The organism is Enterovirga sp. CN4-39, assembly GCF_049446235.1.
GTDB lineage: Bacteria > Pseudomonadota > Alphaproteobacteria > Rhizobiales > Beijerinckiaceae > Enterovirga.
This window is the reverse complement of record NZ_JBMSEF010000002.1, coordinates 133727-159736: the sequence shown is the minus strand read 5'-3', so window position 1 is coordinate 159736 and position 26010 is coordinate 133727. Positions and strand designations below refer to the sequence as shown.

Here is a 26010-nt window from a genome sequence, read left to right as displayed (position 1 = left end):
GGGCGGGAACGTGATCAGCCGCATCCTCGACTTCTCGGTGCGCCAGCGCTGGCTGGTGCTCCTCGTCTCGCTCGTCGCCTGCGCAGTGGGCGCGTGGTCGTTGACCAAGCTCCCCATCGACGCCGTCCCGGACATCACCAACAACCAGGTGCAGATCAACGCGGTCGTGCCCTCGCTGTCGCCGTTCGACGTCGAGAAGCAGGTCACCTACCCGATGGAGACGGCGCTCGCCGGCATCCCGGGCCTCGAATACACGCGCTCCCTTTCGCGCAACGGTTTCGCGCAGGTGACCGCGGTCTTCAGCGAGAAGACCGACCTCTACTTCGCGCGACAGCAGGTCAGCGAGCGTCTCTCGGAGGCGAAGGCCAGCCTGCCGCAGGGAGCCGAGGTCCACATGGGACCGATCTCGACCGGGCTCGGCGAGATCTACATGTGGACGGTCCACTTCAAGGAACCGGGCGACGGCCGCCCCGTGAAGGACGGCCAGCCCGGTTGGCAGACGGACGGGAGCTATCTCACGCCCGAAGGCCAGCGGCTCCGCTCCGACTTCGAGCGGGCGGCCTACCTGCGGACGGTGCAGGACTGGATCATCGGGCCGCAGCTTCGGACGGTGCCGGGCATCGCCGGCGTCGACGTGATCGGCGGCTACAAGAAGCAGTACCACGTGCAGCCTGAGCCGGCGAAGCTTATCGGGCTCGGTCTCTCCTTCAAGGACGTCGCCGAGGCCGTCGAGAACAACAACCAGAACCGCGGGGCCGGGTACCTGGAGCGCAACGGCGAGGGCTATGTGGTGCGCTCGGCCGGACGCCTGGAGGGCATGGAGGAGATCGGCAACGTCGTCGTCGCGACGCGCGGCGGCGTTCCCGTCCGGGTGAAGGACGTCGCGACCGTGACCATCGGGCGCGAGCTCCGCACCGGCTCGGCGTCCGAGAACGGCAAGGAGGCCGTGGTCGGCACGGCCCTGATGCTCATCGGAGGGAACAGCCGCGAGGTGGCAAAGGCCGTCGACGCCCGTATGCGGGACATCGCGCGCTCGCTGCCGCCGAGCATCGAGGCGAAGACGGTTCTCAACCGCACCCAACTGGTCGAAGCGACCGTGCGGACCGTGGCCAAGAACCTGGCGGAGGGCGCCCTTCTCGTCATCGCCGTGCTGTTCCTGCTTCTCGGCAACATCCGCGCGGCCATCATCACGGCCCTCGTGATCCCGGTCGCCATGCTCATGACCATGACGGGGATGGTTCAGGGCCGCATCAGCGCGAACCTGATGTCGCTGGGAGCCCTCGATTTTGGCCTCATCGTGGACGGGGCGGTGATCATCGCCGAGAACTCGCTCCGGCACCTCGCGGAACGCCAGCACGAGCTCGGGCGGAAGCTGAGCCTGGAGGAGCGGCTGGAGACCGTTCGCCGGTCCGCCGAGGAGATGGTCAAGCCTTCCGTTTACGGGCAGGCGATCATCATCCTCGTCTACGTCCCGCTCCTCACCTTCACGGGCGTCGAGGGCAAGATGTTCGCGCCGATGGCCCTCACCGTCATCATCGCGCTCGCGGCGGCCTTTGTCCTCTCCCTCACCTTCGTCCCGGCGCTCATCGCCATCGTGATCACGGGCAAGGTGCAGGAGAAGGACGTGTTCCTCGTGCGCTGGCTGAAGGCGATCTACCGCCCGGCGCTCGCCGGCTCGATCCGTCATCCGGGGATCGTCGTGACCGGGGCGGTCCTGCTCTTCATCGCGAGCGGCCTACTGTTCCTGCGCCTTGGGCAGGAGTTCATCCCGCAGCTGGACGAGAAGAACATCGCCATGCACGCGATGCGCATCCCGTCGACTTCGCTGACGCAGTCCCAGGACATGCAGCTGGCCGTCGAGAAGGCCGTGAGCTCCTTCCCGCAGGTCGCGTTCGTTTTCGCCAAGACGGGCACGGCCGAGGTCGCGGCGGACCCGATGCCGCCGAACGTGTCCGACACCTTCATCATCCTGAAGCCGGAGGCGGAGTGGCCGGACCCGACCCTGCCCAAGGACAAGCTCATCGCCGAGATCCAGGCGAAGGTGGGGAAGCTCGCCGGCAACAATTACGAGTTCACCCAGCCCATCCAGATGCGGTTCAACGAGCTCCTCGCGGGCACCCGCGGCGACCTCGCCGTGAAGGTATTCGGCGAGGAGTTCTCGACCATGCTGCCCGCCGCGAACCAGGTCGCGACGGCGCTCCGCTCCGTCGACGGCGCGCAGGACGTCCGGGTCGAGCAGGTGACGGGCCTGCCGTTCCTGGAGATCGGCATCGACAAGGCCGAGATCGCGCGGCTCGGCCTGAGCCACTTCGCCGTCCAGGATGTGCTCGGCGCGGCCATCGGGGGTCGCGAGGCGGGCGTTCTGTTCGAGGGAGACCGACGCTTCGAGATCGTCGTTCGATTGCCAGAGAACGTTCGCGACGATCTGGAGGCGCTCAAGAACCTGCCTATCCCGCTTGCGCCAGGCGCTACGGGGAAGGCCGCCACGGTGCCCCTCAAGCAGGTCGCGAGCTTCTCCTTCTCGGAAGGCCCGAACCAGATCTCGCGCGAGAACGGCAAGCGCCGGATCGTCGTGACCGCGAACGTCCGCGGACGCGACATCGCGTCGGTCGTCGCGGAGGCGCAGGCGAAGGTCGCCTCGTCGGTGACACTGCCACCGGGCGCTTGGATCACCTGGGGTGGCCAATTCGAGAACCTCGCGGCGGCGCGCCAGCGCCTCGCCATCGTGGTCCCGGGCTGCTTCTTCCTGATCTTCCTCCTGCTCTACCAGGCGCTCGGTTCACCGAAGGACGCGCTCCTGGTGTTCAGCGCGGTGCCGCTCGCGTTGACGGGAGGAATCCTGGCCCTGTGGCTTCGGGGCATGCCGTTCTCCGTGTCCGCAGCGGTGGGGTTCATCGCCTTGTCGGGCGTCGCCGTTCTGAACGGCCTCGTGATGCTCACCTTCGTCAAGCAGCTGGTCGAGGAAGGACGGCCCAAGCTCGACGCGATCATGGAGGGCGCCATGACCCGGCTGCGGCCGGTCGCCATGACGGCGCTCGTGGCCTCGCTCGGCTTCGTGCCGATGGCACTCGCGACCGGTACCGGCGCCGAGGTCCAGAAGCCGCTGGCGACCGTCGTCATCGGCGGCCTCATCAGCGCGACGCTGCTGACCCTGCTCGTTCTGCCGGCGCTCTACGCCCTGTTCGGGACGGCGGACGCCCCGGCTCGGTCCGAAGCGGAGCCGGAGCACGAGTACCGCCCTATCCCGCTAGCGGCCGAGTGAGGGCACAAGCATGTCGAAGACACTAAGGGTCGCCTTTATCGGCGCCGCCGTCGCGGTCTGCTCGCCTTCGCTGGCCACGACGGAACGTCCGCCGATCAGGACGGAGCGCGGGACGTGCATCCCGGGGCCGCATCATCCGCTTCGGGATCGCAAGCTACCGGGCACGCCGGCCATGTCGGACCGCCACCGCGAGCCGGACGACGACGCATTCGTCCACTGCTCCGAACAATCGCCGGAACCCAAGCCGGCGCGCCGTACCAGACCGAACGCGGAAAAGAGCCGATGACGGTGCGCTCCTTCTTTCGCGCCGCGGCGGTGACGCTGGCGCTCGCCGGCACCGCGACGGCCGAGACGCTGCCGTCAGCCCTGGCCAAGGCCTACATGGGCAATCCGGACCTGAACGCCGGCCGCGCCTCCTTGCGGGCCACCGACGAGAACGTGCCTCGGGCTCTTTCTGGGTACCGTCCGACCGTGGCGGCCTCCGCTACCGCCGGCGCGAGTTACGAGACGGGGCGAACAGGCTCGTCCGGTGCGCTCGTGAATACCCGCGACGCTCTGTTCCCGAGACAGGCCGCGCTCCAGGTCACCCAGAACCTGTTCAACGGATTTCGCACCGTGAACTCCGTCCGCGAGGCGGAAAGCGGAATCCTGGGCGCGCGAGAGACGCTACGGCAGACGGAGCAGGAGACACTGTTCTCGGCCGCGCGATCCTACATGGACGTGCTGCGGGACACCGCCACCCTCGATTTGCAACGCAACAACGTCGAGGTTCTCGAAGAGCAGCTTCGGCAAACCCGCGAGCGGCTCGTGGCCGGGCAGATCACGCGAACAGACCTTGCGCAGGCCGAGGCTCGGTTGGAAGGCGCGCGCTCGCAGGTCAGCGTCGCGCAGGCGAACCTCCAGTCGTCCATCGCCACCTTCCGACGGATCGTGGGCGTGGAGCCCCGGCAACTCGCCCCGGGTAAGCCGCCGGACCGGCTCGTTCCCGCGTCCCTCGCCCAAGCCGTCCGGATCGCGTTGGCCGAGCACCCGGCCGTCCTTTCCGCCCTGCACGCCGTGGACGCGGCCGAACTCCAGGTGAAGGTCGTCGAAGGAGAGCTCGCCCCGAGCCTCAACCTCGTCGGAAGCTTCGGCGGTGGATACGACACGTCCAGCCCGGGAGACAGGACGCTCTCGACGTCGCTCGTCGCCCAACTCTCCGTGCCTATCTACGAGGGTGGAGAGACCTACGCCCGGGTCCGGCAGGCGAAGGAGGTCGCGGGACAACGTCGGATTGAGGCCGAAGCGACCCGGGACGCAGTTCGTTCGGCCGTGTTCTCGGCCTGGGGAGCCTTGGAGGCCGCGAAAGCGACCGTCATCTCCGCGCAGGCGCAGGTAGCGGCCAACGAGGTCGCGTTGACGGGCGTGCGCGAAGAGGCGCGGGCGGGACAGCGTACGACCCTGGACGTCCTGAACCAGCAGCAGGAGCTACTCATCGCCCGGGTGAACCTCATCGTCGCGCAGAGGGACCGCGTCGTGGGAGCGTTCTCGGTGGCCCAGTCGGTCGGCCGTCTCAGCGCCGCGTCGCTCGGCCTGTCCGTCCAGCGCTACCGGCCGGGGCAGCATTACGAACAGGTCAGGGATCTGCCATGGGGGCTCGTGACCACCGACGGACGATGAGCGCCAGCGTCTCGGATACGGGGTCGTCAGGCGATAGCGACCCCGGCGTAGCTCATGCCACAACGACTTTGGTTCCGCGCTTTGTCGTGCTCGCCGTCCTCCTCGCATCGGCGGCCCTGGAGGGTGGATCGCAGCATTCCGCCTCGCACTGGCTGGTCGTGGCGGGCTACGGCCTCTGCACGGCGCTGATCGCGTTCGGCAGCACGCCACGCCGCGACTGGATCGCGACATGCCTCGACGGGCTGTTCGCCGGGTACCTGCTCGCTGAGCACGTTTTCGTCGCGAACGACTTCACGCGCTCGGCCGCGCATACCGCCACCTTGGTCCCGGCGTTCCTGCTACTCCTGGCGAGCGGCTTGGCGCTCGAACCAATTCGTACTGCGGCGTTTGCGGCTTTGGTGGTCTTCCCATGGGCCGGCGCGGTCGCCGTCGCTTGGACCATCGGCATGGCTCCATCGGCCGCGTTGAGTGCGCACCTCTTCAGCTTGGCGAGCTTCGTGGCCGCCTCGGGCTTCGTTTTACAGGGGACGGCACGCCTCAGGACGGCGGTTCGCACCTCGATCCGTTCGGAGCGGGAGCGCGCCTTTCTCTCGCGCTTCGTTCCTCCTGGAACCGGCCCGGCCACTGGCGTTCGCCGCCGGCACGCGTGCCTGCTCGCCATCGACATACGGGGCTTTTCTGAACTGAGCCGGCGGCACGCGCCCGACGAGGTCCTGAGCTGGCTGCTGCAGGTTCGCGCGCTCGTGAACGCCGCCATCGGCGAAGCCGGGGGCAGCGTGGACAAGTACGTGGGCGACGCGGTCCTGGCACAGTTCTTCGACGGTGAGCCAACTCGCCAAGCCACCGCGGCACTGAGCGCCGTGCTGATTATCAGGGCGAGGATCGAAGCCTTGAACGGCGGCCGCGCGGTACGAGGCCTGCCCGAGATCCGGCTCGTCGCCGTACTGCACGCGGGAACGCTCCTCGCCGGCATCCTGGACGACGGCTTTCGCGCGGAAATGACTGTTCTCGGCCCGGCGATGAACGCCCTCGGGCGAATAGAGCGCCGCGCGAAGGAGGAGGATCTCGATCTCGTCGCATCCAGGCGCTTCGTCGCCCTACTCGGGTCCGAACTCCCGAACAGCCTGCTCGTCCGCCCTCTCCCGAGCCGAGATGGGGACCGTGAGACCCCAGAACTCGTCGCACTCGCGACCAGCGCGACCGTTCGCACACCCAGCGGGATGGCAGACATGAGATCCGAGGCGGCATGAGCGGCGGCCACTCCCACGGAGGTTCTGCCGGATCGGCGGCCTCCCGAAACAAGCGGGGCATGACCTGGGCCTTGGCCCTGACGCTGACCTACATGGCCGCTGAGGTCGTCGGCGGACTTGTTACCGGTAGCTTGGCGCTGCTTGCCGATGCGGCCCACATGCTGACCGACGCCGGTGGGCTCGCTTTCGCGCTTCTCGCCATCAAGCTCGGCGAACGTCCGGCCACACCGGAACGCACCTACGGCCTTCTTCGGGCCGAGATCCTGACTGCTCTCGGGAACGCCGTCGTCCTGCTCCTGCTGACGATCTACATCCTCTACGAAGCCTACGAGAGGTTCAGGAACCCGCCAGAGGTGCTCGGGCTTCCGATGCTGATCGTGGCCGCCGTAGGACTCGGGGTGAACCTCGTCAGCATGCGGCTCCTCTCCGGCGGATCGGGCGAAAGCCTGAACGTCCGCGGCGCCTACTTCGAGGTGCTCTCGGACATGCTGGGATCGGTCGGCGTCATCGTCGCCGCAGCCGTCGTGATGCTCACCGGGTGGCGGCTGGCGGACCCGATAATCGGGGCGGGCATCGGGCTCTTCATCGTCCCGAGAACCTGGAACCTGCTGAAGGAAGCGACGGCCATCCTCCTCGAAGCTACTCCTGCGCGTGTGGACGTCCTTCGCCTCGACGACCGCCTGCGAGCGATCCCGGGAGTGATTGCAACCCACCACCTTCATGTCTGGACCATCACCTCAGGCATGGACGCGATGAGTGGTCACCTCGTCGTTGCGGACCCGGCCCAAGCCGGGCGGGTGCTCGCTGATGCCCGCAGGCTTGTCGCGGACGAGTTCGGAATCGGCCACCTGACCATCCAAGTCGAGGACGCGACATCCGGGGACACCGAACCGACGCTGCCCGTCTGACCTATGCATCTCATCAAACCCGCCCTACTCGGCACCCTAGTCGTCCTCGCCTTTCCAACGAACGTGCTGGCCGACCATCACCACCTCAAGCGCGCGCTGCAGGTCGCGCGCTGCCTTCCGCAGGACGTTCGGGAAGTCTCGTCCTCGAAAGAGACGGTTGTCTACGAGGCCTCGTGTCGCGAAGGTTCAGGGCGAGTGGTCACGCTCGTCTGCACCCCGACGCGGTGCCTCGTCGACGACCATTCTCGCCACAGCGATGAGGAGGAGGTCGCAGATTAAGTGGAAGAAGCCCGAACGTGGTGTGGCCAGGTTAGGTCGAAAGGAGCTTGACCTTACCCCTGTTGGAAGGTCTACGCCGGATCGGCCCGGGTGAAGGAGAGGTCTGCTTCACGACGAAGTTCGGAACCGCTTGAACGAAGGCCGTGGGATCGAGTTGTCTCCGGCGAGAGGCCAACGTTGCACCGTACGTGGACACATATTCGACGGCTGGTCGCGAGCTTCATGCTCGTGGCCTTTGTGTCGTTCGTGCTCCACGGCTCGGCCATGGCGCGCATCGCGCCCATGCACCCCACCCCCGCCGTCGCGGACCACCACCACGACGACACGAGCGACCACCACCACCACGGTCCGGGCGCCGACAGCCACGGGGGGACCGCCGAGGGGCGGGATCATCACGGTTCGAAGGGTGATTGCTGCGGCAGCTTCTGCGCCACCGCCATCGCGCCCGTAAGCCGTGACGCAGCGGTTTCGCTCGTCGAGACCACCGCCGCGTTGCCGTCCTTCGTCGCCCGTGGACACGGGATCCTGCACGAAGGTCCCAGGAAGCCACCGAGAACCCCCGACATAGCCTGATCGGGCGACCCGGCACCGCCGGGGCGCTCCCGAAGCCATGTCCGCTTTTCGGGGTTCTCGTCCATGTTTTCGTTGCTGCCCGGCCGCCTCGGCCGGTACGGAGCCGTTCTCGTCGCGCTCCTGCTCCTTTCCGTGCCCGTTCTCGCCCACGAAGGGCATGACCACGGGGCCGCACAGGCCGCTCCCGCCGCACCGGCAAACCCTCGCGTCGCGATGTCGTCCGACATCTACGAGGCCGTTGCCGTCCTGCGCGGGGATCGGCTGACCGTCTACCTCGACCGCTTCGGCTCCAACGACCCGGTCACCGATGCGAAGCTCGTCGTGACGCTGGGCGGGGAAGGCGAGATCCCGGCAGACCTGGGCGCGGACGCCACCTATGTCGTCGCCTCGCCGAAGCTCGCCGGCTCCGGGCCGCTTGAGATCCTCCTGGCGGTCACCGGCCCGGCCGGCGATGACCTGTTGATTGGGACCCTGAACCGTCCCGAGGCCGCCGCCCCGGCGATGGCCGCCCCGACGGCCGTCCGGAAACTGGTCCTTGCCGGAACCGAGATCCCGCTACCTTACGTGGTCGCCGGTGTTGCGCTTGCGCTGGGGTTCCTGCTCGGCCTCGCCGTCCGGGCTCGGGGGCGTATGCTCCCCGTGGCCGGCGTGGCGCTGGTTCTCGTCATCGCTTCGACTGCCTTCGCACTCGCCCACGAAGGCGAGGATCACGGGCAGGCCGCGACGCCCCGGGCTACGGCGGGGGTGCCACCTTCCGGCGACCGGCCCGAGCGGCTTTCCGACGGGAGCGTCTTCCTGCCGAAGCCCTCGCAACGCGTCCTTGACGTCCGGACGGTCCTGACGAAGGCCTCGACCGCCGAGCGATCCACCTCCCTGATCGGACGAGTCGCGGCCGACCCGAACCGGAGTGGTCTCGTCCAGAGCATAAACGGTGGGCGCGTCGGAGCACCGGAAGGCGGACGTCTGCCCCAGCTCGGTCAGGTCGTGCGCCAGGGCGACATTCTCGCAGTGGTCGAGACGCCGATCATCGCGGCCGACCGCGCGACGCTGGCCGAAAAGGTCGGGGACATCGAACAGCAGACCGCGCTGGCGGAAGCCCGCCTCGCCCGCGCCCGCCGGCTGCTGGCCACGGGCGCCGGTACGACGGTGGCCGTCTCCGACGCCGAGCTTGAGGTTGAAGGCCTCAGGCGGCGGCGCGAGGCCGTGCGCGAGATCCGGTCCGCTCCGGAAGTGTTGCGCGCACCGGTGGACGGGATGGTCGCGACGAGCCGCGTCGTGGCCGGCCAGGTCGTGGCCGCACAGGACATCCTCTTCCAGGTGGTCGATCCGAAGAGCCTCTACGTCGAGGCCGTAGTCTTCCACGACAGCGACATGCCGTCTTTGGGTGCCGGTGAGGCGAGCGCGACGACGACCGATGGGACGCAACTTCGGCTCCGCTACCAGGGCACCAGCCGCGCGATGCAGCAGCAATCGGTGACCGTTCAGTTCGCCGTGCTCGATCCGCCGCCGAACTTGAGCGTGGGTCAGCCGGTCACCGTGGTCGCCCCGTCTGGCAAGCCTGAGCACGGGATCGTCTTGCCGCGGGACGCTGTCGTGCGCGGCGGGAACGGCGAGACGCTGGTCTGGCGTCACGCCGAACCGGAGCGCTTCCAGCCCCGGCTCGTCCGTGCCGAGCCCTTCGACGCCGGCCGGGTCATCGTGCGGGCCGGAGTGGCCGAGGGCGAGCGCGTAGTCGTGCGCGGCGCCGACCTCGTCAACCAGATCCGCTGAGGGGGGAAAGGCCGTGTTCAACCTCCTCGTCTCCGCGTCGTTGCGGAACCGCCTCTTCGTGCTCGCGGCCGCGCTCGCGCTCATGGCCTACGGCACCTACGTCCTGCCCCGCCTGCCGGTTGACGTCTTCCCCGACCTGAACCGCCCGACCGTCACGCTCATGACGGAGGCCGAAGGGCTCGCGCCGCCAGAGGTCGAGCAACTCGTCACCTACCCGGTCGAGACCGCCATGAACGGAATGCCCGGCGTGACGCGCGTCAGGTCGGTGTCCGGCGTTGGCCTTTCCGTCGTCTACGTCGAGTTCGATTGGTCGACCGATATCTACCGTTCCCGCCAGCTGGTCGCCGAGAAGCTGTCGCTGGTTCGGGACCAGCTTCCGCGCGGGGTCACGCCTCAGATGGGGCCGGTCACCTCCATCATGGGCGAGATCATGCTCGTCGCGGTGACGGGTGACGACAAGACGTCCCCGATGCAGATGCGCGAGCTCGCCGACTTCGTCATTCGGCCGCAGCTGCTGACGATCCCCGGGGTTGCGCAGGTCATCCCTATCGGAGGCGAGGTTCGCCAATATCGCATCACCCCGAACACTGCGGCGATGCAGGCGCTCGATGTCTCGGCTGACCAGATCGAGACGGCAGCAGCACGCTTCGGAACGAACACCGGCGGCGGGTTCGTCAACCAGCACGGCCGCGAGTACCTCATCCGCAACGTCGGCCTGACAGACCGGCTGGAGGACCTCCGCAATACCGTCGTTGCACCCGGAGCACCCGAGGCCGCCAAAGCCTCCGGTGCGACCGGGACCCGGCAGCCCATCCTGCTGCGGCAGGTCGCCAGCGTGGACTTCGCGCCAGCCGTGAAGCGCGGCGACGCCGGCTACAACGGCAAGCCGGCGGTGATCATCTCGGTCCAGAAGCAGCCCGGGGCCGACACGGTCCCGTTGACGCAGAAGATCGAGGAGGTGCTGCGCGACGTCCAGAAGACGCTCCCGGCCGGCATCTCGGCGACGAACGTCCAGTTCCGACAGGCGACCTTCATCGCGAACTCCGTCGACAGCGTGAGGCGCGTTCTGTTCGAGGCGGCGGCCGTGGTCGCGGTCGTGCTCATCCTGTTTCTGATGAACGTGCGGGCGACGGCGATTTCACTCCTCGCCATCCCGATCTCGATCCTGATCACGGTGGTCGTCTTCCGCGCGCTCGGGCTCACAATCAACACCATGACGCTTGGCGGCCTCGCCATCGCCATCGGCGAGCTCGTCGATGATGCGGTTGTCGACGTCGAGAACATCATCCGGCGCCTGCGCGAAAACCGTGCGAAAGCCGCGCCCGAGCCGGTACTGCGGGTCATCGCTCACGCCAGCCAGGAGGTCCGGTCCGGCATCGTCTACGCGACGATGATCGTGATCCTCGTCTTCGTGCCGCTGTTCGCGCTGTCCGGCATCGAAGGCCGGCTCTTCGCCCCGCTCGGGGTCGCCTACATCGTCTCAATCCTGGCGTCGCTCGTCACCTCCATCACGGTGACCCCCGTCCTCGCCTACTACCTGCTGTCCGGGCGAACGAGCGCGCACGAACGGGACACCTGGCTCGTTCGCCACCTCAAGCGCGGTAATCGCCGCCTTCTCGAATGGGCATTCGGACACCGGGCCGTGCTGCTCGGCGTTACGGGAACGGGGGTGGTCGTCGCAGGGCTGTTCGCGACCACCCTTCCGCGCGCGTTCCTGCCGCCCTTCAACGAGGGGACGCTCACGCTCGGCCTTGCCTACGAGCCCGGCATCTCCCTGGCCGAGAGCCACCGGCTCGGCTTGATCGCGGAGCGCCTCATCCTGCAGGTGCCCGACGTCGTCTCCGTCGGCAGGCGCACCGGTCGCGCCGAGCTCGACGAGCATGCCGAGGGCGTCCACTCGTCCGAGATCGACGTGGACTTGAAGCCCGGCGGCCGCCGCAAGGAAGAGGTCATGGCCGACATCCGGGCGCACCTCGCCGTGCTCCCGGCCGTCCTCAACGTGGGGCAGCCGATCTCGCACCGCCTCGACCACATGCTTTCCGGCGTGCGCGCCGAGATCGCGCTGAAGATCTACGGCGACGACCTCGACACCTTGCGCACCCTCGCCGGCGGCCTACGCGAGCGCTTGTCGCGCATCCCCGGGGTGGTCGATCTCCAAGTCGAGAAGCAGGTCCGCATCCCGCAGCTGAGGATCGACGTCGATTACGGCCGTGCCTCCCTCTACGGGCTCACGCCGGCGGCCATCACCCAGGCCCTCGAAGGGCTGTCGAACGGCCGGACGGTCTCGCAGATCGTGCAGGGCAACCGCCGCTTCGACGTAGTCGTCCGCCTTTCGGACAAGGACCGCTCGACGACCGCACTCGCCGACCTTCTCATCTCGACGCCGTCCGGACGCATACCCCTGCACCTCGTCGCGGACGTCACCGAGACGGACGGCCCGAACCAGATCCTGCGCGAGAACACGCGCCGCCGCATCGTCGTCATGGCGAACACTGACGGCCGCCGGGACATGACGGCCATCGTGGCCGACATCCGCCGCGCGGTCGACGAGAGCCGGCTACCGACGGGCTACGTCGCGGCGCTCGAAGGGACGTTCCAGGCCCAGGAGGAGGCGAGCCTGCGGATCGCGCTGCTCTCGCTCGTCTCTCTCGCCCTGATCTTCGTCGTCCTGTTCTCGCGCTACCGGTCCGTGCCCCTCGCGCTGATCGTGATGGGCAATATTCCGCTCGCGTTGATCGGCGCGGTGGTCGCCCTCTGGATCGCGGGGCAGCCACTCTCGGTCGCCTCCATGATCGGCTTCATCACCCTCGCCGGGATCTCGGCCCGCAACGGCATCCTGAAGATCTCGCACTACCTGAACCTGATCCTGCACGAAGGCGAGACGTTCGGGCGCGAGGCGGTGATCCGCGGCAGCCTGGAGCGACTGACACCGGTGCTGATGACGGCGCTCTCGGCCGGCCTGGCTCTCGTCCCGTTGATCCTGGGCGCCGACGAGCCGGGCCGCGAGATCCTGCACCCGGTGGCGGTGACGATCTTCGGCGGGCTGATCAGCGCGACGCTGCTCGACACCTTCCTGACCCCGATCCTGTTCCTCGCCTTCGGGGAGCGCGCGCTCGAACGCATCCGGGAGAGCCACGACGGCGCGCTCAACCCGGCCGAAGCCTTCTGACAAACCAAGGAGACCCGACCATGAGACGATTGCTGATTGCGAGTGCGATGGCCCTGCTGGCCAGCGGCGTCGGCGCACACGAACTGGCGAAGGGACCGAACGGTGGCCCGGTGGTCGATAGTGGCGGCCACCATGTCGAGATGGTCGCGAAAGGGACGGAGCTCGTCCTGTTCCTGACCGAGCAGGAAGACAAGCCGCTCGCCTCGGCCGGCTCCAAGAACGCCCGCGCGGTCGTTCAGGACGGGGGCAAGACGGCCACGGTCGCATTGCAGCCGGCGGCTCCGAACAAGCTCGTCGGCACGCTCGCCCAGCCACTCGGCAAGGGCGCCCGCGTCGTGGTCACCGCCACCATGGCGGACGGCCACGCCGTCCAGGCCCGCTTCGTCAACAACTGAGTTCACCCCGCCGCAAGCGCGGCCACATCAGCAGGAGAGCATCACCATGAAGACCATCAAGAAATCGCTTCTCGCCGCGACCGTTGCGGCCAGCCTGGTAGGGGGCGCCTATGCGCAGTCGACCCATGGCGGCCACGGCTCCACCTCGGCCACCATGCCCGGCATGGACCCCGAGATGATGTCCATGATGGCCGAGATGCAGCCCAAGCCGACCGACACCGCCTCCACCAAGAACTTCAAGGAGGCGCACAAGAAGATGATGAAGGAGATGCACAAACCCTTCACCGGCGACCCGGACGTGGACTTCCGCGTGCACATGATCCCGCACCACCAGGGCGCGGTCGACATGGCCAAGATCGCGCTGAAGCATGCCAAGGACGCAGACACCAAGAAGATGGCCGAGACCATCATCAAGGACCAGGAGCGCGAAATCGGCGAGATGCAGGCCTGGCTGAAGAAGCACGGCAAGTAAGCGGGCGCGGCGGGCGGAGCTAACGGGCTCCGCCCGGTGCCAGACGGATTCCGACATGACCAATGTTTCTCGCGGGCGGAGAAGCCCTCTTGTGTTGGCGCTCGCGACCCTTACGGCCCTCTCGGTGGGCGGTGCCGCGACCGCCAGCGACGCGCCGCTTCAACACGCCCTTCGGGCCGCCCGCTGCCTCTCGTCGTCGGTCAGGCAGGTCGCGAAGCACAGCCACGTGGTGGTCTACGAGGCGAGTTGCTCCGCACCGGCCGCACGCGTGATGACCTTCAGCTGCGACCGGGTGTCCTGCCGCGCCGACGAGCCTGAGGAGGACGCCGTCCTAGGCCCGAACACGAAGACACGAGGGCGGAACCAACCTGAAATTGCAAGACGGGCTTGCGTACCACGATCGTGTTACGCGCCGTGGAACGTTCGGCTTCCTCGCCGCTATAGGGTTGTCGCCCGAAGCCGAAGCGAGTTGGCGATGACGCTCACCGACGAGAGCGCCATGGCGGCGGCCGCGATAACGGGCGAGAGCAGGATGCCGAGGAACGGGAACAGCACCCCCGCCGCAATCGGCACCCCCGCCGCGTTGTAGATGAACGCGAAGAACAGGTTCTGGCGTATGTTGCCCATCACGGCCCGCGAGAGCCTGAGCGCGCGTACGATACCCGTCAGGTCGCCCTTGAGCAGGGTAACGCCCGCGCTCTCCATCGCGACGTCCGTGCCGGTGCCCATGGCGATGCCGACGTCGGCCGCCGCAAGCGCCGGCGCGTCGTTGACGCCGTCGCCCGCCATGGCGACGACTTTGCCCTGAGCCTTGTAGCGGGCGACCACGTCGGCCTTGCCGTCGGGGAGGACCTCGGCCTCGACTGCGTCGATCCCGAGCTTCGCGGCGACCGCCTTGGCTGTCGTCCAGTTGTCCCCGGTCAGCATCACGACGTGGATGCCCTCCTGGCGCAGCGCCTTCAGCGCATCCGGGGTGGTCGCCTTGACTGGGTCCGCGATGCCGAAGGTGCCGGAGAGTCGCCCGTCGACCGCGGCGAAGATCGCAGTGGCGCCGTCAAGCCGGAGCTTCTCGGCCTGATACGCCAGTCCAGTGACGTCGACATCCTGCTCCCTGAGGAAGGCTTGGCTGCCGAGCGCGATCCGGCGGCCCTCGACGGTTCCGAGTGCGCCCCGACCGACCGGGCTGTCGAAATCGCTCACGGCGGCAAGTGCCAGCCCGCGCTCCTCGGCCGCCCTCACGATGGCCTGCCCGAGCGGATGTTCGCTCGCCCGCTCTACGCTCGCGGCGAGCCGGAGGAGCTCGGCTTCCTCGAAGCCTTGCGCGGGCACCACCGCTGTGACTGCGGGCTTGCCCTCGGTCAGGGTGCCGGTCTTGTCCACAACGAGGGTGTCGACCCTCTCCATCCGCTCCAGCGCTTCCGCGTTGCGGATGAGGACGCCGGCTCCGGCGCCACGGCCGACGCCGACCATAATCGACATGGGCGTGGCTAGCCCGAGCGCGCAGGGGCAGGCGATGATGAGAACGGCCACCGCCGCGAGCAGCGCATAGGTGAACCGCGGCTCGGGGCCGAATGCCCACCACACGCCGAAGGCAACGAGCGCGACCGCGATGACGGCCGGGACAAACCAGCCCGAAACCTGGTCGGCGAGGCGCTGGATCGGGGCGCGCGAGCGCTGGGCTTCAGCCACGAGCTGCACGATTTGCGCGAGCATCGTGTCCCTCCCGACCTTGTCGGCACGGATGACGATGCCGCCGCTCTGGTTCAGCGTCCCGCCGATGACTTTCGCGTCGACGTCCTTGCTGACCGGCATGGACTCCCCGGTGACCATGCTCTCGTCCACTGAGGAGCGTCCCTCCAGGACCGTGCCGTCGACCGGGACTTTTTCGCCGGGTCGTACGCGCAACCTGTTGCCGACCTCGACCGCGTCGAGCCCGACCTCCTCCTCGGACCCATCGGACCGGAGGCGGCGAGCCGTCTTGGGCGACAGATCGAGCAGCGCCCGGATGGCTCCGCTCGTGCTCTCGCGTGCCCTGAGCTCCAGGACCTGTCCGAGAAGGACGAGGACGGTGATCACTGCGGCCGCCTCGAAATAGGCCGGCACCGCCCCATCGTGGCCGCGCAAGGCAGGCGGGAAGAGCCCGGGCGCGAGGGTCGCGACGACGCTGTAGATCCAGGCGGCGCCCGTACCGGTAGCGATGAGCGTGAACATGTTCAGGTTGCGATTGACGAGCGAGCGCCAGCCGCGCTCGAAGAACGGCCAGCCGGCCCAGAGCACGACCGGAGTGGCGAGCACCAATTGCGCCCAGTTCGCGTTCTGCTGGCCGATGCGGTCAGTGATCCCGAGGAGGTGCCCGCCCATCTCCAGCAGGAAGACCGGTACGGTCAGGGCGAGCCCGACCCAGAAGCGACGCGTCATGTCGACGAGCTCTTCGTTCGGGCCGGCGTCGGCGGTAGCGAGAACCGGCTCCAGGGCCATTCCGCAGATCGGGCACGATCCCGGCCCGACCTGCCGGACCTCCGGGTGCATGGGGCAGGTGAAGATCGTGCCCTCGGGGACCGGCTCGGCCTTCGCCTTCTCGGGCGAGAGGTATCTTTGAGGGTCTGCCTCGAACTTGGTCCGGCAACCGGCGGAGCAGAAGTAGTAGGGATGACCAGCGTGCTCGGCCCGGTGCTTGGCCGTGTGCGGGTCGACGCTCATCCCGCAGACCGGGTCCTTCGCCGTCCCGGACACCGGGGCGGCATGCGCGTGGGCGCCGTGGCCGTGGTGATGGTCGTTACCTCCGCCGCCGCAGCAGGACGACTTTGCCGGTGCCGCGGGGTGTTCGTCGGCCTCGCGGTGCCCGCCGCAGCAGGACTTGGGCTTGTGCTCGTGCGCCATGGGAGATCCCCTTCTCCCGACCCATGTGGGGTCTCCCATGATGGGAAGGTCAAGGTTCCGCTATCGTCCTCCCTCTGGCCCGTACGCTCCTAACCTCATCCGAGCATTGTTGCCGGAGCTCCCGCATCCGGAGACTGTTGATTTCCCCTCAAACAGGACGTTGGGGGGCGGCGCCGGCCTGAATCGGCGCTCACCGGATCAGGTCAGCGCCGCGTAGGAGCCGATTGCCCTTGTCGCGCCGCGTGCATCAGCACCTTCTTACAGTACGAGCACCCGCCCGAGCCTTGCGCCAGCGGACCCGGCTGGTTCGGCATCCCCATCTACCTCATGCCGTAGCGGGCGACGGGAGGACCGTCGGATGCAGCATGGAGCAAAGTGGCCTTGGGGATCCGTCCGTCCACTCTCGTCGATGACGTCGCGATGCCGACAATCAGAGAGTTCGACGCCGCGAGTTGCCCAGATCGCCGGCGCACCTGAACAGGCAGCCTCAAACTTCCCGTGCTGGGCGAACATGCCGCCACAGGGCCGCGACCAGAGCCAAGTTAGCCATAGCCAGGATGACCAGTCCGAGATACGCGTCGCCCGCGCCGAAGCGGGCGAGGAGAACGGCCCCGAGCGAGGGAGCAAGCGCCTGCGCGACGAGTCCCGGACCAGCTAGACGACCGGCCAGGGCCGGGTAGCGGTCCGGCCCGAAAAGCGCGAGCGGCAGGGCGCCGCGTGCTATCGAATAGATGCCGTTGCCGCCGCCATACAGGATCAGCGCCAGCGCCGGCAGCGACAGCCCGACCCACAGGAGCAGCAGCCCGAGCGCGATCAGGATCATCGCCGCCGCGAGCGTCCAGAACGGGTGGTGCTTTCCCCCGGCCGCCATTTCGATCACCCGGGCGGCCACTTGCGACGGCCCAACCAGCGCGCCGAGGCCGACCGCGGCCGCGAGCGACAGGCCGCTCTCCTGCAACAGGGTGATTAGGTGGACGGAGACGACGGACGTCGTGGCGCCCGCCACCACCCAGATCCCGGAGAGAAGGAGGAAGGCGCGCCATTCCGACCTGGAGAGAGAGACGGTCGACTTCCGCGTCGCCGTCTTGGGCATGCTGGCGTCCGCCGCAATCGTGCGCAAGGTGACCAGGAGGAGCGGCAGCGAGATCCCGACCTGGATCGCCGCGTAAACGAAGCAGGTGCCGCGCCAGCCGAGCCGCTCCACCAAAAGCGCCGACAAGGGCCAGCAGACCGTACTGGCGAACCCGCCCCACAGGGTCAGGTGCGTGATCGCCGGACGGGCCTTTTCACGGTACAGCCAGCCGAGCGCCGCGAAGGCCGCGTCGTACAGGCCGGCGCCCATGCCCGCCCCGAGCACAGCCCAGGCGAGCAGGTATATCCCGAGGTTTGGTGCGGTCCCGAGCAACGCCAGGCCGAACCCGAGTAGGAGCGCCGAGCCGGCGAGGACCGGACGGCCGCCATGGTCGCCGATAAGCCGTCCGACACGCGGCGATACCAAGCCTGCGACCAGCAGCCCGAGCGAGAGCCCGCCGACAACCCAGGGCAGCGGCCAGCCGGTATCATCTGAGATCGGCACGGCGAGGACCGCGAGGAGGTAGTAGGACGAGCCCCAAGCGAGGATCTGGGTGGTCCCGAGGGCGGTGATGACCACCGCCCGGTCGTGCGCGGTCACGCGGCCTTGCCGCAGCAGCCGGTCCTGACCTTGCCGGGCTCCGGCGTCTTCGCCGGCCCGCAGCCGCGACCCTGCCCGGATGTGGCCTTCGCCGTGGCATCGGCCGCGCAGCACGCGTCGACCTCCGCCGGAGCTGGCCCGCCACAGCAGGACGAGACGACGTTCGCGTCCGCGTTCGGCGCGCCCGTGCATACGCCAGTTTCCGGCAGGACGAGCTCGACGTGGTCCGCCCCCGCCAAGTCGCCCGCCAGCGCCGCGGCGATGGAGCGAACCTGTTCGTAGCCCGTCATCATCAGGAAGGTCGGCGCGCGGCCGTAGCTCTTGATGCCGGCCGTGTAGAAGCCCGGCTCCGGGTGCGAAAGCTCGCGGTGGCCGTGCGGGTACACCGTCCCGCAGGAATGCTGGTTCGGGTCGATCAGTGGCCCGAGCGCCTCCGTGCTCTCCAGCCACGGATCGAGCTTGAGACGGAGCTCGCGCGTCAGCGCCGGATCAGGACGCTGGCCGGTTGCAGCGACGACCCGGTCCACCGGGCCGAGCGAGCGGCGGCCCTCCGCCGTGTCCCCGTCCACGATCAGCCGGCCGTCGTCCTCGCGGATCGCGGCGACGCCAAAGCCCGTGACGAGGGTGACGCGGCCGCTCTCCACGAGAGCCTTCAGCGCCGTCCCGAGCTCGCCCCGCGCTTCGAGCTTGTCATTCGCGCCGCCCCCGAACACCCGCATCAGGTTCGTGCCGCGCGTGGACCAGACGGCGTTCGTGCGCGGATCGCGCTCGGCGAGCCGCGTCAGGTCAATGAGCACGTTCGCGGCCGAGTGGCCGGCTCCGACCACCAGCGTCGTCCGCCCCGCATAGGTCCTGCGGTCCCGCCCGAGTACGTCGGGGATGCCGTAGGCGATCCGGTCTGCGAAGGAGTCCTCGCCTTCAGCCGGCAGCCCGCTGGCCCCGAGCGGGTTCGGGCTCGTCCAGGTGCCGGACGTGTCGATGACCGCCCGCGCGAGATCGCGGCGCCCGCCCCGGTCCGAGCGCACATTCATAACGAAGGGTCGTTCCTCGCGGCCCTTGCTGACGACCTTGTCGATGCCGAGCCGGCCGATGGCGCGGACCTCCGCCCCGGTCTCGACGACGGCGGCGATCTCCGCCGTCTCGGACAGTGGCGACAGGTACGCATCCACCAGATCCTGGCCGGTCGGGTAGAGGTCGGCCGGCGGCTCCTGCCAGCCATGCCGCATGAGGATCGCGCGCGCCGCCGGGTCGACGTTGAACTTCCAAGGCGAGAACAGACGCACGTGGCCCCAGTCGCGCACGTTCGCCGCGACGCTCGGGCCTGCCTCGTAGACCTTCACCGGCAGGCCACGCTGGATGAGGTGGGCGGCGGCCGCGAGCCCGACCGGACCGGCACCGACCACCGCGATAGGAAGCTCTCCATTCGACATCTCTGGTCCTCCTAGAAAAATCGAAATATCACGCGTTGAAAAATCGAAATATCAGGCGTTCCCGTCCGGGACTTGCGGGATCGCGGCGGGCGTGGCCCTCTCGACAATCACGCGGCAGCGTCGGTCGTGACACCCACGCAGGCGGCATCGGCGCAGCACTCGTCGGCCATGAAGCCGAGCAGGGCGTCCATGGCCGTGTAGTTCGCCCGCGAGATCAGGGTGGTCGCCTGCCGCTCCTGGGTCACCAGCCCGGTCAGGATCAGCCGGTGCAGGTGATGGGACAGCGTCGAGGCGGGGACGCCGAGCTTCTCCTGAAGACGCCCGACCGGCATGCCGGCGTGCCCCGCCCGGACGAGCGTGCGGTACACCTCCAGCCGGGTCGGGTTGCCCAAGGCCTCAAGCTGCTTTGCCGCAATTTCGACGTTCATAGAAACATGCTGCAGCCGAGCGGGAGCCCCGTCAAGCGGAAATTCGATGGTTTTGGAAAGAGGTCACTCGGCCGGTCGGAGTGCCGATCCGACGGCGTTCCTCTCGTACCAGCCCTGCGACCGGTTCACGATCCAGACAACGGACAACATGACGGGCACCTCGATAAGGACACCGACCACCGTCGCGAGCGCCGCACCCGAGTTGAAGCCGAACAGGCTGATGGCCGCCGCGACCGCGAGCTCGAAAAAGTTTGAGGCCCCGATCAGCGCGGACGGTCCGGCGACGCAATGCTGCTCGCCGGCGAGCCGGTTGAGCAGGTAGGCCAGCCCGGCGTTGAAGTAGACCTGGATCAGGATCGGCACCGCCAGGAGCGCGATAACGAGCGGCTGTGCCAGGATCTGCTCACCCTGAAAGCCGAACAGAAGGACGAGGGTAGCCAGGAGCGCGACGAGGCTGACCGGTCCGAGGCGCTTCAGGAGCGCGTCGAGCGCGGGCTGTCCGCCGGATGCCAGCAGGGCGCGCCGCGCTACCTGGGCGATGATGACCGGGACGATAATGTAGAGCGCGACGGAGAGCACCAACGTGCCCCAGGGAACCGAGATCGAGGAGAGCCCGAGCAGCAGCCCGACAATGGGCGCGAATGCGACGACCATGATCGAGTCGTTCAGCGCAACTTGGCTGAGGGTGAAGTGAGGCTCCCCCCGGGTCAGGTGTGACCAGACGAAGACCATGGCCGTGCACGGCGCCGCGGCCAGGATGATGAGCCCGGCGATGTAGCTGTTGATCTGGTCCGCCGGCAGGTACGGCCGGAACACGTAGGCGACGAAGAACCAGCCCAGCGCCGCCATTGAGAACGGCTTCACGGCCCAGTTGATGAACAGCGTTACGCCGATGCCGCGCCAGTGCCGGCCGACGTGCCGGAGCGATGCGAAGTCGATCTTGAGCAGCATGGGGATGACCATGAGCCAGATCAGGATCGCGACGGGCAGGTTGACCTTGGCGATCTCCGCCGCGCCGACCGCCTGGAAGAAGCCGGGCATCACGTGGCCGAGCGCGATCCCGACGACGATGCACAGCGCGACCCAGAGGGTCAGGTATCTCTCGAAGGTGGACATCGTTGTTCCTAGGCGGGGATGCGGCGGCCGGCATCGTCCGTGACGCGCTCGCCGTCTTCCTTGGCAAAGGCGCCGCGCTGCGGCGGCAGGAGATCGAGGACGAGCTCGGACGGGCGACACAGACGGACGCCTTTCGGCGCGACGACGAGTGGCCGGTTGATCAGGATCGGATTCGCCTCGACCGCGTCGAGGAGGTCCTCGTCGCTCAGGTCCGGGTTCCCAAGACCGAGCTCGGCATAAGGGGTGCCCTTTTCGCGCAGGATCTCGCGAACGTTCAGACCGGCCCGGTCGAGCATCTGGACGAGGACCGCACGCGTCGGCGGCGTCTTCATGTACTCGACCACGTGCGGCTCGACCCCGGCGTTGCGGATCATCGCGAGGGTGTTGCGCGACGTGCCACAATCCGGGTTGTGATAGATCACCACGTCCATCAGGCGACCTCGGGGCGGCGGCTCGTGGCGCCTTCGAGCTGGCCGATCTCTCGCACCCGGCTCGCCAGCGCGAGCTGGTCCAGGCTGGCCACGGGAAGCGAAAGCAGGACGGAGATCCGGTTCCGCAGGTAGCGCATTGCGGTGACGAACGCCCGCTCGCGCTCGATCTCGGCACCTTCGACCCGGGATGGGTCCTCGATCCCCCAATGGGCCGTAATCGGCTGCCCCGGCCAGACGGGGCAGACCTCGCCGGCCGCGTCGTCACACACAGTGATGACCATGTCCATCACGGGTGCACCGGGCTCGGCGAACTCGTCCCAAGTCTTGGAGCGCAGGCCCTCGGTCGGAATGCCCTCGTCGCGCAGCACCTTTAGCGCCAGCGGCTTCGGACCGGGCCCGCCCTCGCTCCCGGCCGAGAAGGCCTGGAAGCGGCCACCGCCCATGTGGTTGAGGAGCGCCTCGGCGAGGATTGAGCGGGCCGAGTTGTGCGTGCACAGGAACAGGACGTTGTAGGGGCTCTCAGGCATCCGCCGTCTCCCTCGTCGGCGGGCAGCAGGTGGCGAGCGCAGCGACCGCTGGGGCGCAGACTTCCGGGTGGCCGCCGCAGCAGTCCCGCATCAGGAACTGAACGAGACCGGACAGGGCGCCGAGTTCCGCGCTGTAGATGATCGAGCGGGCCGCCCGTCGAGATTGCACCAGGCCGGCGCGTTCGAGCTCCTTCAGATGGAAGGACATGTTCGACGGGCTGGCGCCGACCGCCTCGGCGACGGCGCCAGCGGCCATCCCGGCCGTACCTGCCTCGACCAGCAAGCGCACGATCCGTAACCGTGTTTCCTGCGCGAGGGCCGCGAAGGCGTTGACGGCCTGAGCTTCATTCATTTCCATCGTTTCAATATACATTGAATCGACAGGGTTGCAATCATCCAGGCGACCCTTTCAGCGGCGGGCTGTCGAGAGATGTCACCCCTTCAAGCTTCACTGCGGAAGTGTCCGCGCTCAGAGACCATGACGCTGGATGAGCTCTTTTGGCGGGCGCATTGCATTGTGGAGGACATCAGTGCGCCTCAGGCGAAGCGCGACTAAGCCGAAGCTACTTCAGCATCTTGTGCTCGAACGACAGATACAGGAACGCTCCGTAATCCGGCTTCTGCTTGGACAAGGTGATCGGGGCAGCCGCGCCCATCACGACCTGGAGGTCGGCGAGGTTTGGGAAGTTCAGGGCGTACCGGAAACCCGGCGATAGGGTCAGCGTGTTGTCGCGCGTGATCCGGCTGGTCTCGTCCACCTGCGCCTGGCTCTCGGCGACCGCCTCGAACAGGACGTTGAAATCGCGGGTCACGGCATAGACCGCGCTCGCCCCAATCGACGGGCTCGTAGGGCGGCGACCGTTGACGTCGAGCAGCGTCGTCCAGCCCACGTTCGCATGCAACGTGACCCGGTCGGAGACGACCTTGCTGAACGCGAAGTTCGTGTCGAACCCGTGCGACCCCTCCCCCACGCCCTTGAACGAGTTCCCGGTGGGTAGGATGAGGCTGAACCGCGGGGCGATGGCCGGGAGGACGTCCGTCTCGTACTGGGCCTGGTAGCGGTAGTTGACCTGCACGTCGCCGAACCCGCTCGGACGGCGACCGTTGGCTCGCAGGAACGAGTACGGCAACGTGTAGGAGAACTGGTGGTCCTGGCTCCCGAGAGGAATCTCTTGAGTGAAGGTCAGGAACCAGTCCCGACCCTGCTTCTGGGCGGCCGTGATGTGCTGCACGACCCCAGGCTCCTGGTTATAGGCCTCTTCGATCAGGAAGGAGTTATCCTGGATTCCCTTGGCGGGAGGGCCGTCCGCCTCCTGTGCTCTCGCTCCGAAACACGCCAGGAAGGCCAGGCTGAAGGCAGCCACTTCCAGAAGTCCGAAGTCCAACATCAGGGTCCTCGCTCGTAGGTCGCGCGAATCGTCCAGACGGTACGAGGGTCCCAACCTCAAGTCAGGACACAGTCCTGGCGGAGTGCACAGTTGCGAGTTGCGACGTCCGGACGCGAGCAGCGAGCCAAGACCGGCTTGCATCTCTAGCCGCTAGAGGTCGTAGCACGGGCCCGACAGGAGGAGATCGGCATGCCCCACGGAGCCGGAACGGAGTTGGTCGAAGCTGACGAGACGCATCGTTCCCGCTTCCGCGTCGCGGGCATGGACTGCGCCTCGTGCGCATCAAAGGTCGAAAGCGCCGTGCGGCGTCTATCCGGCGTCGCGGACGTCTCCGTGTCAGCCACTGCTGGGACCTTGACGGTGACCCACGGCGGCTTCGTCGCCGACGCGGAGATCGCCGGCGCCGTGAAGGCCGCTGGTTATCGGGTAACAGGCCGGGAAGGCTCGACCGCGGCCTCGGGCCATCACGATCACCAGCATGGGGTTGAGGACGAGGCTGGAGCGGCCGGGCTGCACGGCCACGACCACGACGACTTCGCCGGACCGTGGTGGCGCAGTCCCAAGGTGCACCTGACGGCATCATGCGGGCTTGCGCTCGTGATCGCGTACCTCGTCGGTCGCGCCTACCCTGCCGCCGACCGCTGGGCGTTCCTGGCGGCGCTCGCCATAGGCCTGGTTCCCGTCGCCCGGCGTGCCTTCGTGGCACTCCGGTTGGGCATTTCGTTCTCCATCGAGATGCTCATGACCATCGCCGCGGTCGGGGCCGTCATCATTGGAGCGACCGAGGAAGCCGCCGCTGTCGTGTTCCTGTTCCTCGTGGGCGAGCTCCTGGAAGGCGTCGCCGCCGGGCGAGCCCGCGCCTCGATCCAGGGCTTGACGAAGCTGGTCCCGAAGACGGCGTTGGTCGAGCGAGAGGGCCGAACTGCCGAGGTCCCGGCTGAGAGACTGTCCGTCGGGGAGACTGTGCTCGTCCGCCCGGGTGACCGCATTCCGGCGGACGGAACCGTCGTCGAGGGCGAGAGCGGCGTCGACGAGGCTCCCGTCACCGGCGAAAGCGTGCCGAAGCGCAAAGGGGTCGATGACCCGGTCTTCGCGGGGACGATCAACGGCGACGGCGCGCTACGTGTGAAGGTCACGGCGGCCGCCAGGGACAACACCATCGCTCGCGTGGTGCGCCTCGTCGAGGAAGCGCAGGAGGCCAAGGCTCCGACCGAGCGCTTCATCGACCGGTTCTCACGTTACTACACGCCCGCCGTCGTCGCCGTGGCGGCGCTCGTCGCGGTCCTGCCGCCTCTCCTGGCGGGAGCCAACTGGAACGAGTGGATCTACAAGGGCTTGGCGATCCTTCTCATCGGCTGCCCCTGCGCGCTGGTCATCTCGACCCCCGCCGCCATCGCCGCCGGACTGTCGGCAGGAGCCAGGCGTGGACTGCTCATGAAGGGAGGAGTGGTCCTGGAAAGCCTCGGCCGGATCACCGTCGCTGCACTCGACAAGACGGGCACCCTCACGGAGGGCCGGCCCAAGGTGACCGACGTGGTCTCGTCCGGGCGAGCTGACCGGGAGGTGCTGTCCTTGGCGGCGGCCCTGGAGACGGGCTCCTCGCATCCGCTTGCGAAGGCGATCCTCGACAAGGCCACGGAGGCTGGGGCTCCGGTGCCGCCGGCGAGCGAAGCGTCGGCTCTTGGCGGCAAGGGTGTGACCGCGAAGGTTGGCGGCACGTCCGTGTTCCTCGGTTCGGTCGGTGCAGCGTCCGAGCGGTCCAGCCTGAACGAAGAGCAGAGCGCGCGCGTCGAAGACCTTCGGGGAGAAGGCAAGACCGTCTCCGTACTCGTCGTTGATGGTCAGGTTTCAGGCCTGATTGCCATGCGGGACGAGCCTCGTGCGGACGCGAAGGTCGGGCTGGAGCGTCTGCGTGAACTTGGCATTCGGGCCGTCATGGTCACCGGGGACAACGCCCGTACGGCCGCGGCAATCGCGTCGAGCCTTGGCATCGAGCCGCGTGCCGACCTCCTGCCAGAAGATAAGCAGCGGATCGTGCGCGAGCTTCAGGCCAAAGGCGAGAAGGTCGCCAAGGTGGGCGACGGCATCAACGATGCCCCGGCGCTCGCCGCGGCCGACGTCGGCATCGCCATGGGGGGCGGAACTGATGTCGCCTTGGAGACCGCCGACGCCGCGGTGCTGCACGGCCGCGTGGCAGATATTGCGCGCATGGTCGACCTGTCCCGCCGCACCATGGCGAATATCAAGACGAACATCGGCCTTTCGCTCGGCCTCAAGGCCGTGTTCCTGGTGACGACCATCCTCGGCGTAACGGGCTTGTGGCCGGCGATCCTCGCCGATACTGGCGCGACCGTTCTGGTCACCGCGAACGCGCTTCGGCTCCTCAGCGCAAGGATCTGAG

The 26010-nt window shown here is 68.0% G+C and carries 20 protein-coding genes; 11 read left to right on the top strand and 9 right to left on the bottom strand.

Annotation, left to right across the window (positions count from 1 at the left end; genetic code table 11):
- Positions 1-10 precede the first annotated feature (10 nt).
- The 10 genes from ACO2SS_RS04485 to copM all read left to right on the top strand — a co-directional run bounded on the left by ACO2SS_RS04485 (position 11) and on the right by copM (position 13737).
- The gene (locus ACO2SS_RS04485; RefSeq protein ID WP_423276389.1) at positions 11-3262 is read left to right on the top strand and encodes an efflux RND transporter permease subunit; all 3252 of its coding nucleotides are present in this window, start codon (positions 11-13) and stop codon (positions 3260-3262) included.
- 282 nt (positions 3263-3544) lie between these two features.
- Positions 3545-4921, top strand: coding sequence for a TolC family outer membrane protein (locus tag ACO2SS_RS04480; RefSeq protein WP_423276388.1), 1377 nt, complete (start codon positions 3545-3547; stop codon positions 4919-4921).
- An 86-nt stretch (positions 4922-5007) separates the two neighbouring features.
- Positions 5008-6171 (top strand): adenylate/guanylate cyclase domain-containing protein, encoded by a 1164-nt coding sequence (locus ACO2SS_RS04475; RefSeq protein WP_423276387.1) that lies wholly within the window; start codon positions 5008-5010, stop codon positions 6169-6171.
- A complete protein-coding gene (locus ACO2SS_RS04470; RefSeq protein ID WP_423276386.1) occupies positions 6168-7079 on the top strand; it encodes a cation diffusion facilitator family transporter in 912 nt (303 codons plus the stop codon). Before ACO2SS_RS04475 ends, ACO2SS_RS04470 begins: the two co-directional genes overlap by 4 nt.
- Positions 7080-7082: 3 nt before the next feature.
- Positions 7083-7358, top strand: a complete 276-nt coding sequence (locus ACO2SS_RS04465) for a hypothetical protein (RefSeq protein ID WP_423276385.1) — start codon at positions 7083-7085, stop codon at positions 7356-7358.
- A gap of 177 nt (positions 7359-7535) precedes the next feature.
- Complete coding sequence (locus ACO2SS_RS04460) at positions 7536-7931, top strand: hypothetical protein (protein ID WP_423276384.1); 396 nt, start codon at positions 7536-7538, stop codon at positions 7929-7931.
- Positions 7932-7994: 63 nt separating this feature from the next.
- Positions 7995-9701, top strand: a complete 1707-nt coding sequence (locus ACO2SS_RS04455; protein ID WP_423276383.1) for an efflux RND transporter periplasmic adaptor subunit — start codon at positions 7995-7997, stop codon at positions 9699-9701.
- A 13-nt stretch (positions 9702-9714) separates the two neighbouring features.
- Entirely contained in the window at positions 9715-12870 is a 3156-nt protein-coding gene (locus ACO2SS_RS04450; protein ID WP_423276382.1) for an efflux RND transporter permease subunit, read from the top strand.
- A gap of 20 nt (positions 12871-12890) precedes the next feature.
- Entirely contained in the window at positions 12891-13265 is a 375-nt protein-coding gene (locus ACO2SS_RS04445; protein WP_423276381.1) for a hypothetical protein, read from the top strand.
- A gap of 46 nt (positions 13266-13311) precedes the next feature.
- Entirely contained in the window at positions 13312-13737 is a 426-nt protein-coding gene (copM, locus tag ACO2SS_RS04440) for a CopM family metallochaperone (RefSeq protein ID WP_423276380.1), read from the top strand.
- 438 nt (positions 13738-14175) lie between these two features.
- Here the strand turns inward: copM and ACO2SS_RS04435 are convergent, their stop codons facing one another.
- From ACO2SS_RS04435 to ACO2SS_RS04395, 9 genes are all read right to left on the bottom strand, one after another.
- Complete coding sequence (locus tag ACO2SS_RS04435) at positions 14176-16617, bottom strand: heavy metal translocating P-type ATPase (RefSeq protein ID WP_423276379.1); 2442 nt, start codon at positions 16615-16617, stop codon at positions 14176-14178.
- A gap of 487 nt (positions 16618-17104) precedes the next feature.
- The gene (locus ACO2SS_RS04430) at positions 17105-18289 is read right to left on the bottom strand and encodes an MFS transporter (protein ID WP_423276378.1); all 1185 of its coding nucleotides are present in this window, start codon (positions 18287-18289) and stop codon (positions 17105-17107) included.
- Positions 18286-19719, bottom strand: a complete 1434-nt coding sequence (locus ACO2SS_RS04425; protein ID WP_423276377.1) for an FAD-dependent oxidoreductase — start codon at positions 19717-19719, stop codon at positions 18286-18288. Before ACO2SS_RS04425 ends, ACO2SS_RS04430 begins: the two co-directional genes overlap by 4 nt.
- A 107-nt stretch (positions 19720-19826) precedes the next feature.
- The gene (locus tag ACO2SS_RS04420) at positions 19827-20147 is read right to left on the bottom strand and encodes an ArsR/SmtB family transcription factor (protein ID WP_423276376.1); all 321 of its coding nucleotides are present in this window, start codon (positions 20145-20147) and stop codon (positions 19827-19829) included.
- Positions 20148-20210: 63 nt separating this feature from the next.
- Entirely contained in the window at positions 20211-21263 is a 1053-nt protein-coding gene (gene arsB, locus ACO2SS_RS04415) for an ACR3 family arsenite efflux transporter (RefSeq protein WP_423276375.1), read from the bottom strand.
- An 8-nt stretch (positions 21264-21271) separates the two neighbouring features.
- A complete protein-coding gene (arsC, locus tag ACO2SS_RS04410; protein ID WP_423276374.1) occupies positions 21272-21694 on the bottom strand; it encodes an arsenate reductase (glutaredoxin) in 423 nt (140 codons plus the stop codon).
- Positions 21694-22221 (bottom strand): arsenate reductase ArsC, encoded by a 528-nt coding sequence (locus ACO2SS_RS04405; protein WP_423276373.1) that lies wholly within the window; start codon positions 22219-22221, stop codon positions 21694-21696. The genes arsC and ACO2SS_RS04405 overlap by 1 nt, the downstream gene beginning before the upstream one ends.
- Positions 22214-22573 (bottom strand): ArsR/SmtB family transcription factor, encoded by a 360-nt coding sequence (locus ACO2SS_RS04400; protein WP_423276372.1) that lies wholly within the window; start codon positions 22571-22573, stop codon positions 22214-22216. Before ACO2SS_RS04400 ends, ACO2SS_RS04405 begins: the two co-directional genes overlap by 8 nt.
- A 211-nt stretch (positions 22574-22784) precedes the next feature.
- Positions 22785-23609 carry a transporter gene (locus ACO2SS_RS04395; protein WP_423276371.1) on the bottom strand — a complete coding sequence of 275 codons (825 nt, stop codon included), beginning with the start codon at positions 23607-23609 and terminating at the stop codon, positions 22785-22787.
- Positions 23610-23798: 189 nt separating this feature from the next.
- Between ACO2SS_RS04395 and ACO2SS_RS04390 the strand changes: the two genes are divergently transcribed.
- Positions 23799-26009 (top strand): heavy metal translocating P-type ATPase, encoded by a 2211-nt coding sequence (locus ACO2SS_RS04390; protein ID WP_423276370.1) that lies wholly within the window; start codon positions 23799-23801, stop codon positions 26007-26009.
- The last annotated feature ends 1 nt before the right edge of the window (position 26010 follow it).

Coding starts and splice junctions, on each gene's coding strand:
- ACO2SS_RS04480 (WP_423276388.1), top strand. CDS start 3,545: ATGACGGTGCGCTCCTTCTTTCGCGCCGCGGCGGTGACGCTGGCGCTC.
- ACO2SS_RS04470 (WP_423276386.1), top strand. CDS start 6,168: ATGAGCGGCGGCCACTCCCACGGAGGTTCTGCCGGATCGGCGGCCTCC.
- ACO2SS_RS04465 (WP_423276385.1), top strand. CDS start 7,083: ATGCATCTCATCAAACCCGCCCTACTCGGCACCCTAGTCGTCCTCGCC.
- ACO2SS_RS04455 (WP_423276383.1), top strand. CDS start 7,995: ATGTTTTCGTTGCTGCCCGGCCGCCTCGGCCGGTACGGAGCCGTTCTC.
- ACO2SS_RS04445 (WP_423276381.1), top strand. CDS start 12,891: ATGAGACGATTGCTGATTGCGAGTGCGATGGCCCTGCTGGCCAGCGGC.
- copM (WP_423276380.1), top strand. CDS start 13,312: ATGAAGACCATCAAGAAATCGCTTCTCGCCGCGACCGTTGCGGCCAGC.
- ACO2SS_RS04435 (WP_423276379.1), bottom strand. CDS start 16,617: ATGGCGCACGAGCACAAGCCCAAGTCCTGCTGCGGCGGGCACCGCGAG.
- ACO2SS_RS04425 (WP_423276377.1), bottom strand. CDS start 19,719: ATGTCGAATGGAGAGCTTCCTATCGCGGTGGTCGGTGCCGGTCCGGTC.
- ACO2SS_RS04420 (WP_423276376.1), bottom strand. CDS start 20,147: ATGAACGTCGAAATTGCGGCAAAGCAGCTTGAGGCCTTGGGCAACCCG.
- arsB (WP_423276375.1), bottom strand. CDS start 21,263: ATGTCCACCTTCGAGAGATACCTGACCCTCTGGGTCGCGCTGTGCATC.
- arsC (WP_423276374.1), bottom strand. CDS start 21,694: ATGGACGTGGTGATCTATCACAACCCGGATTGTGGCACGTCGCGCAAC.
- ACO2SS_RS04405 (WP_423276373.1), bottom strand. CDS start 22,221: ATGCCTGAGAGCCCCTACAACGTCCTGTTCCTGTGCACGCACAACTCG.
- ACO2SS_RS04400 (WP_423276372.1), bottom strand. CDS start 22,573: ATGAATGAAGCTCAGGCCGTCAACGCCTTCGCGGCCCTCGCGCAGGAA.
- ACO2SS_RS04395 (WP_423276371.1), bottom strand. CDS start 23,609: ATGTTGGACTTCGGACTTCTGGAAGTGGCTGCCTTCAGCCTGGCCTTC.
- ACO2SS_RS04390 (WP_423276370.1), top strand. CDS start 23,799: ATGCCCCACGGAGCCGGAACGGAGTTGGTCGAAGCTGACGAGACGCAT.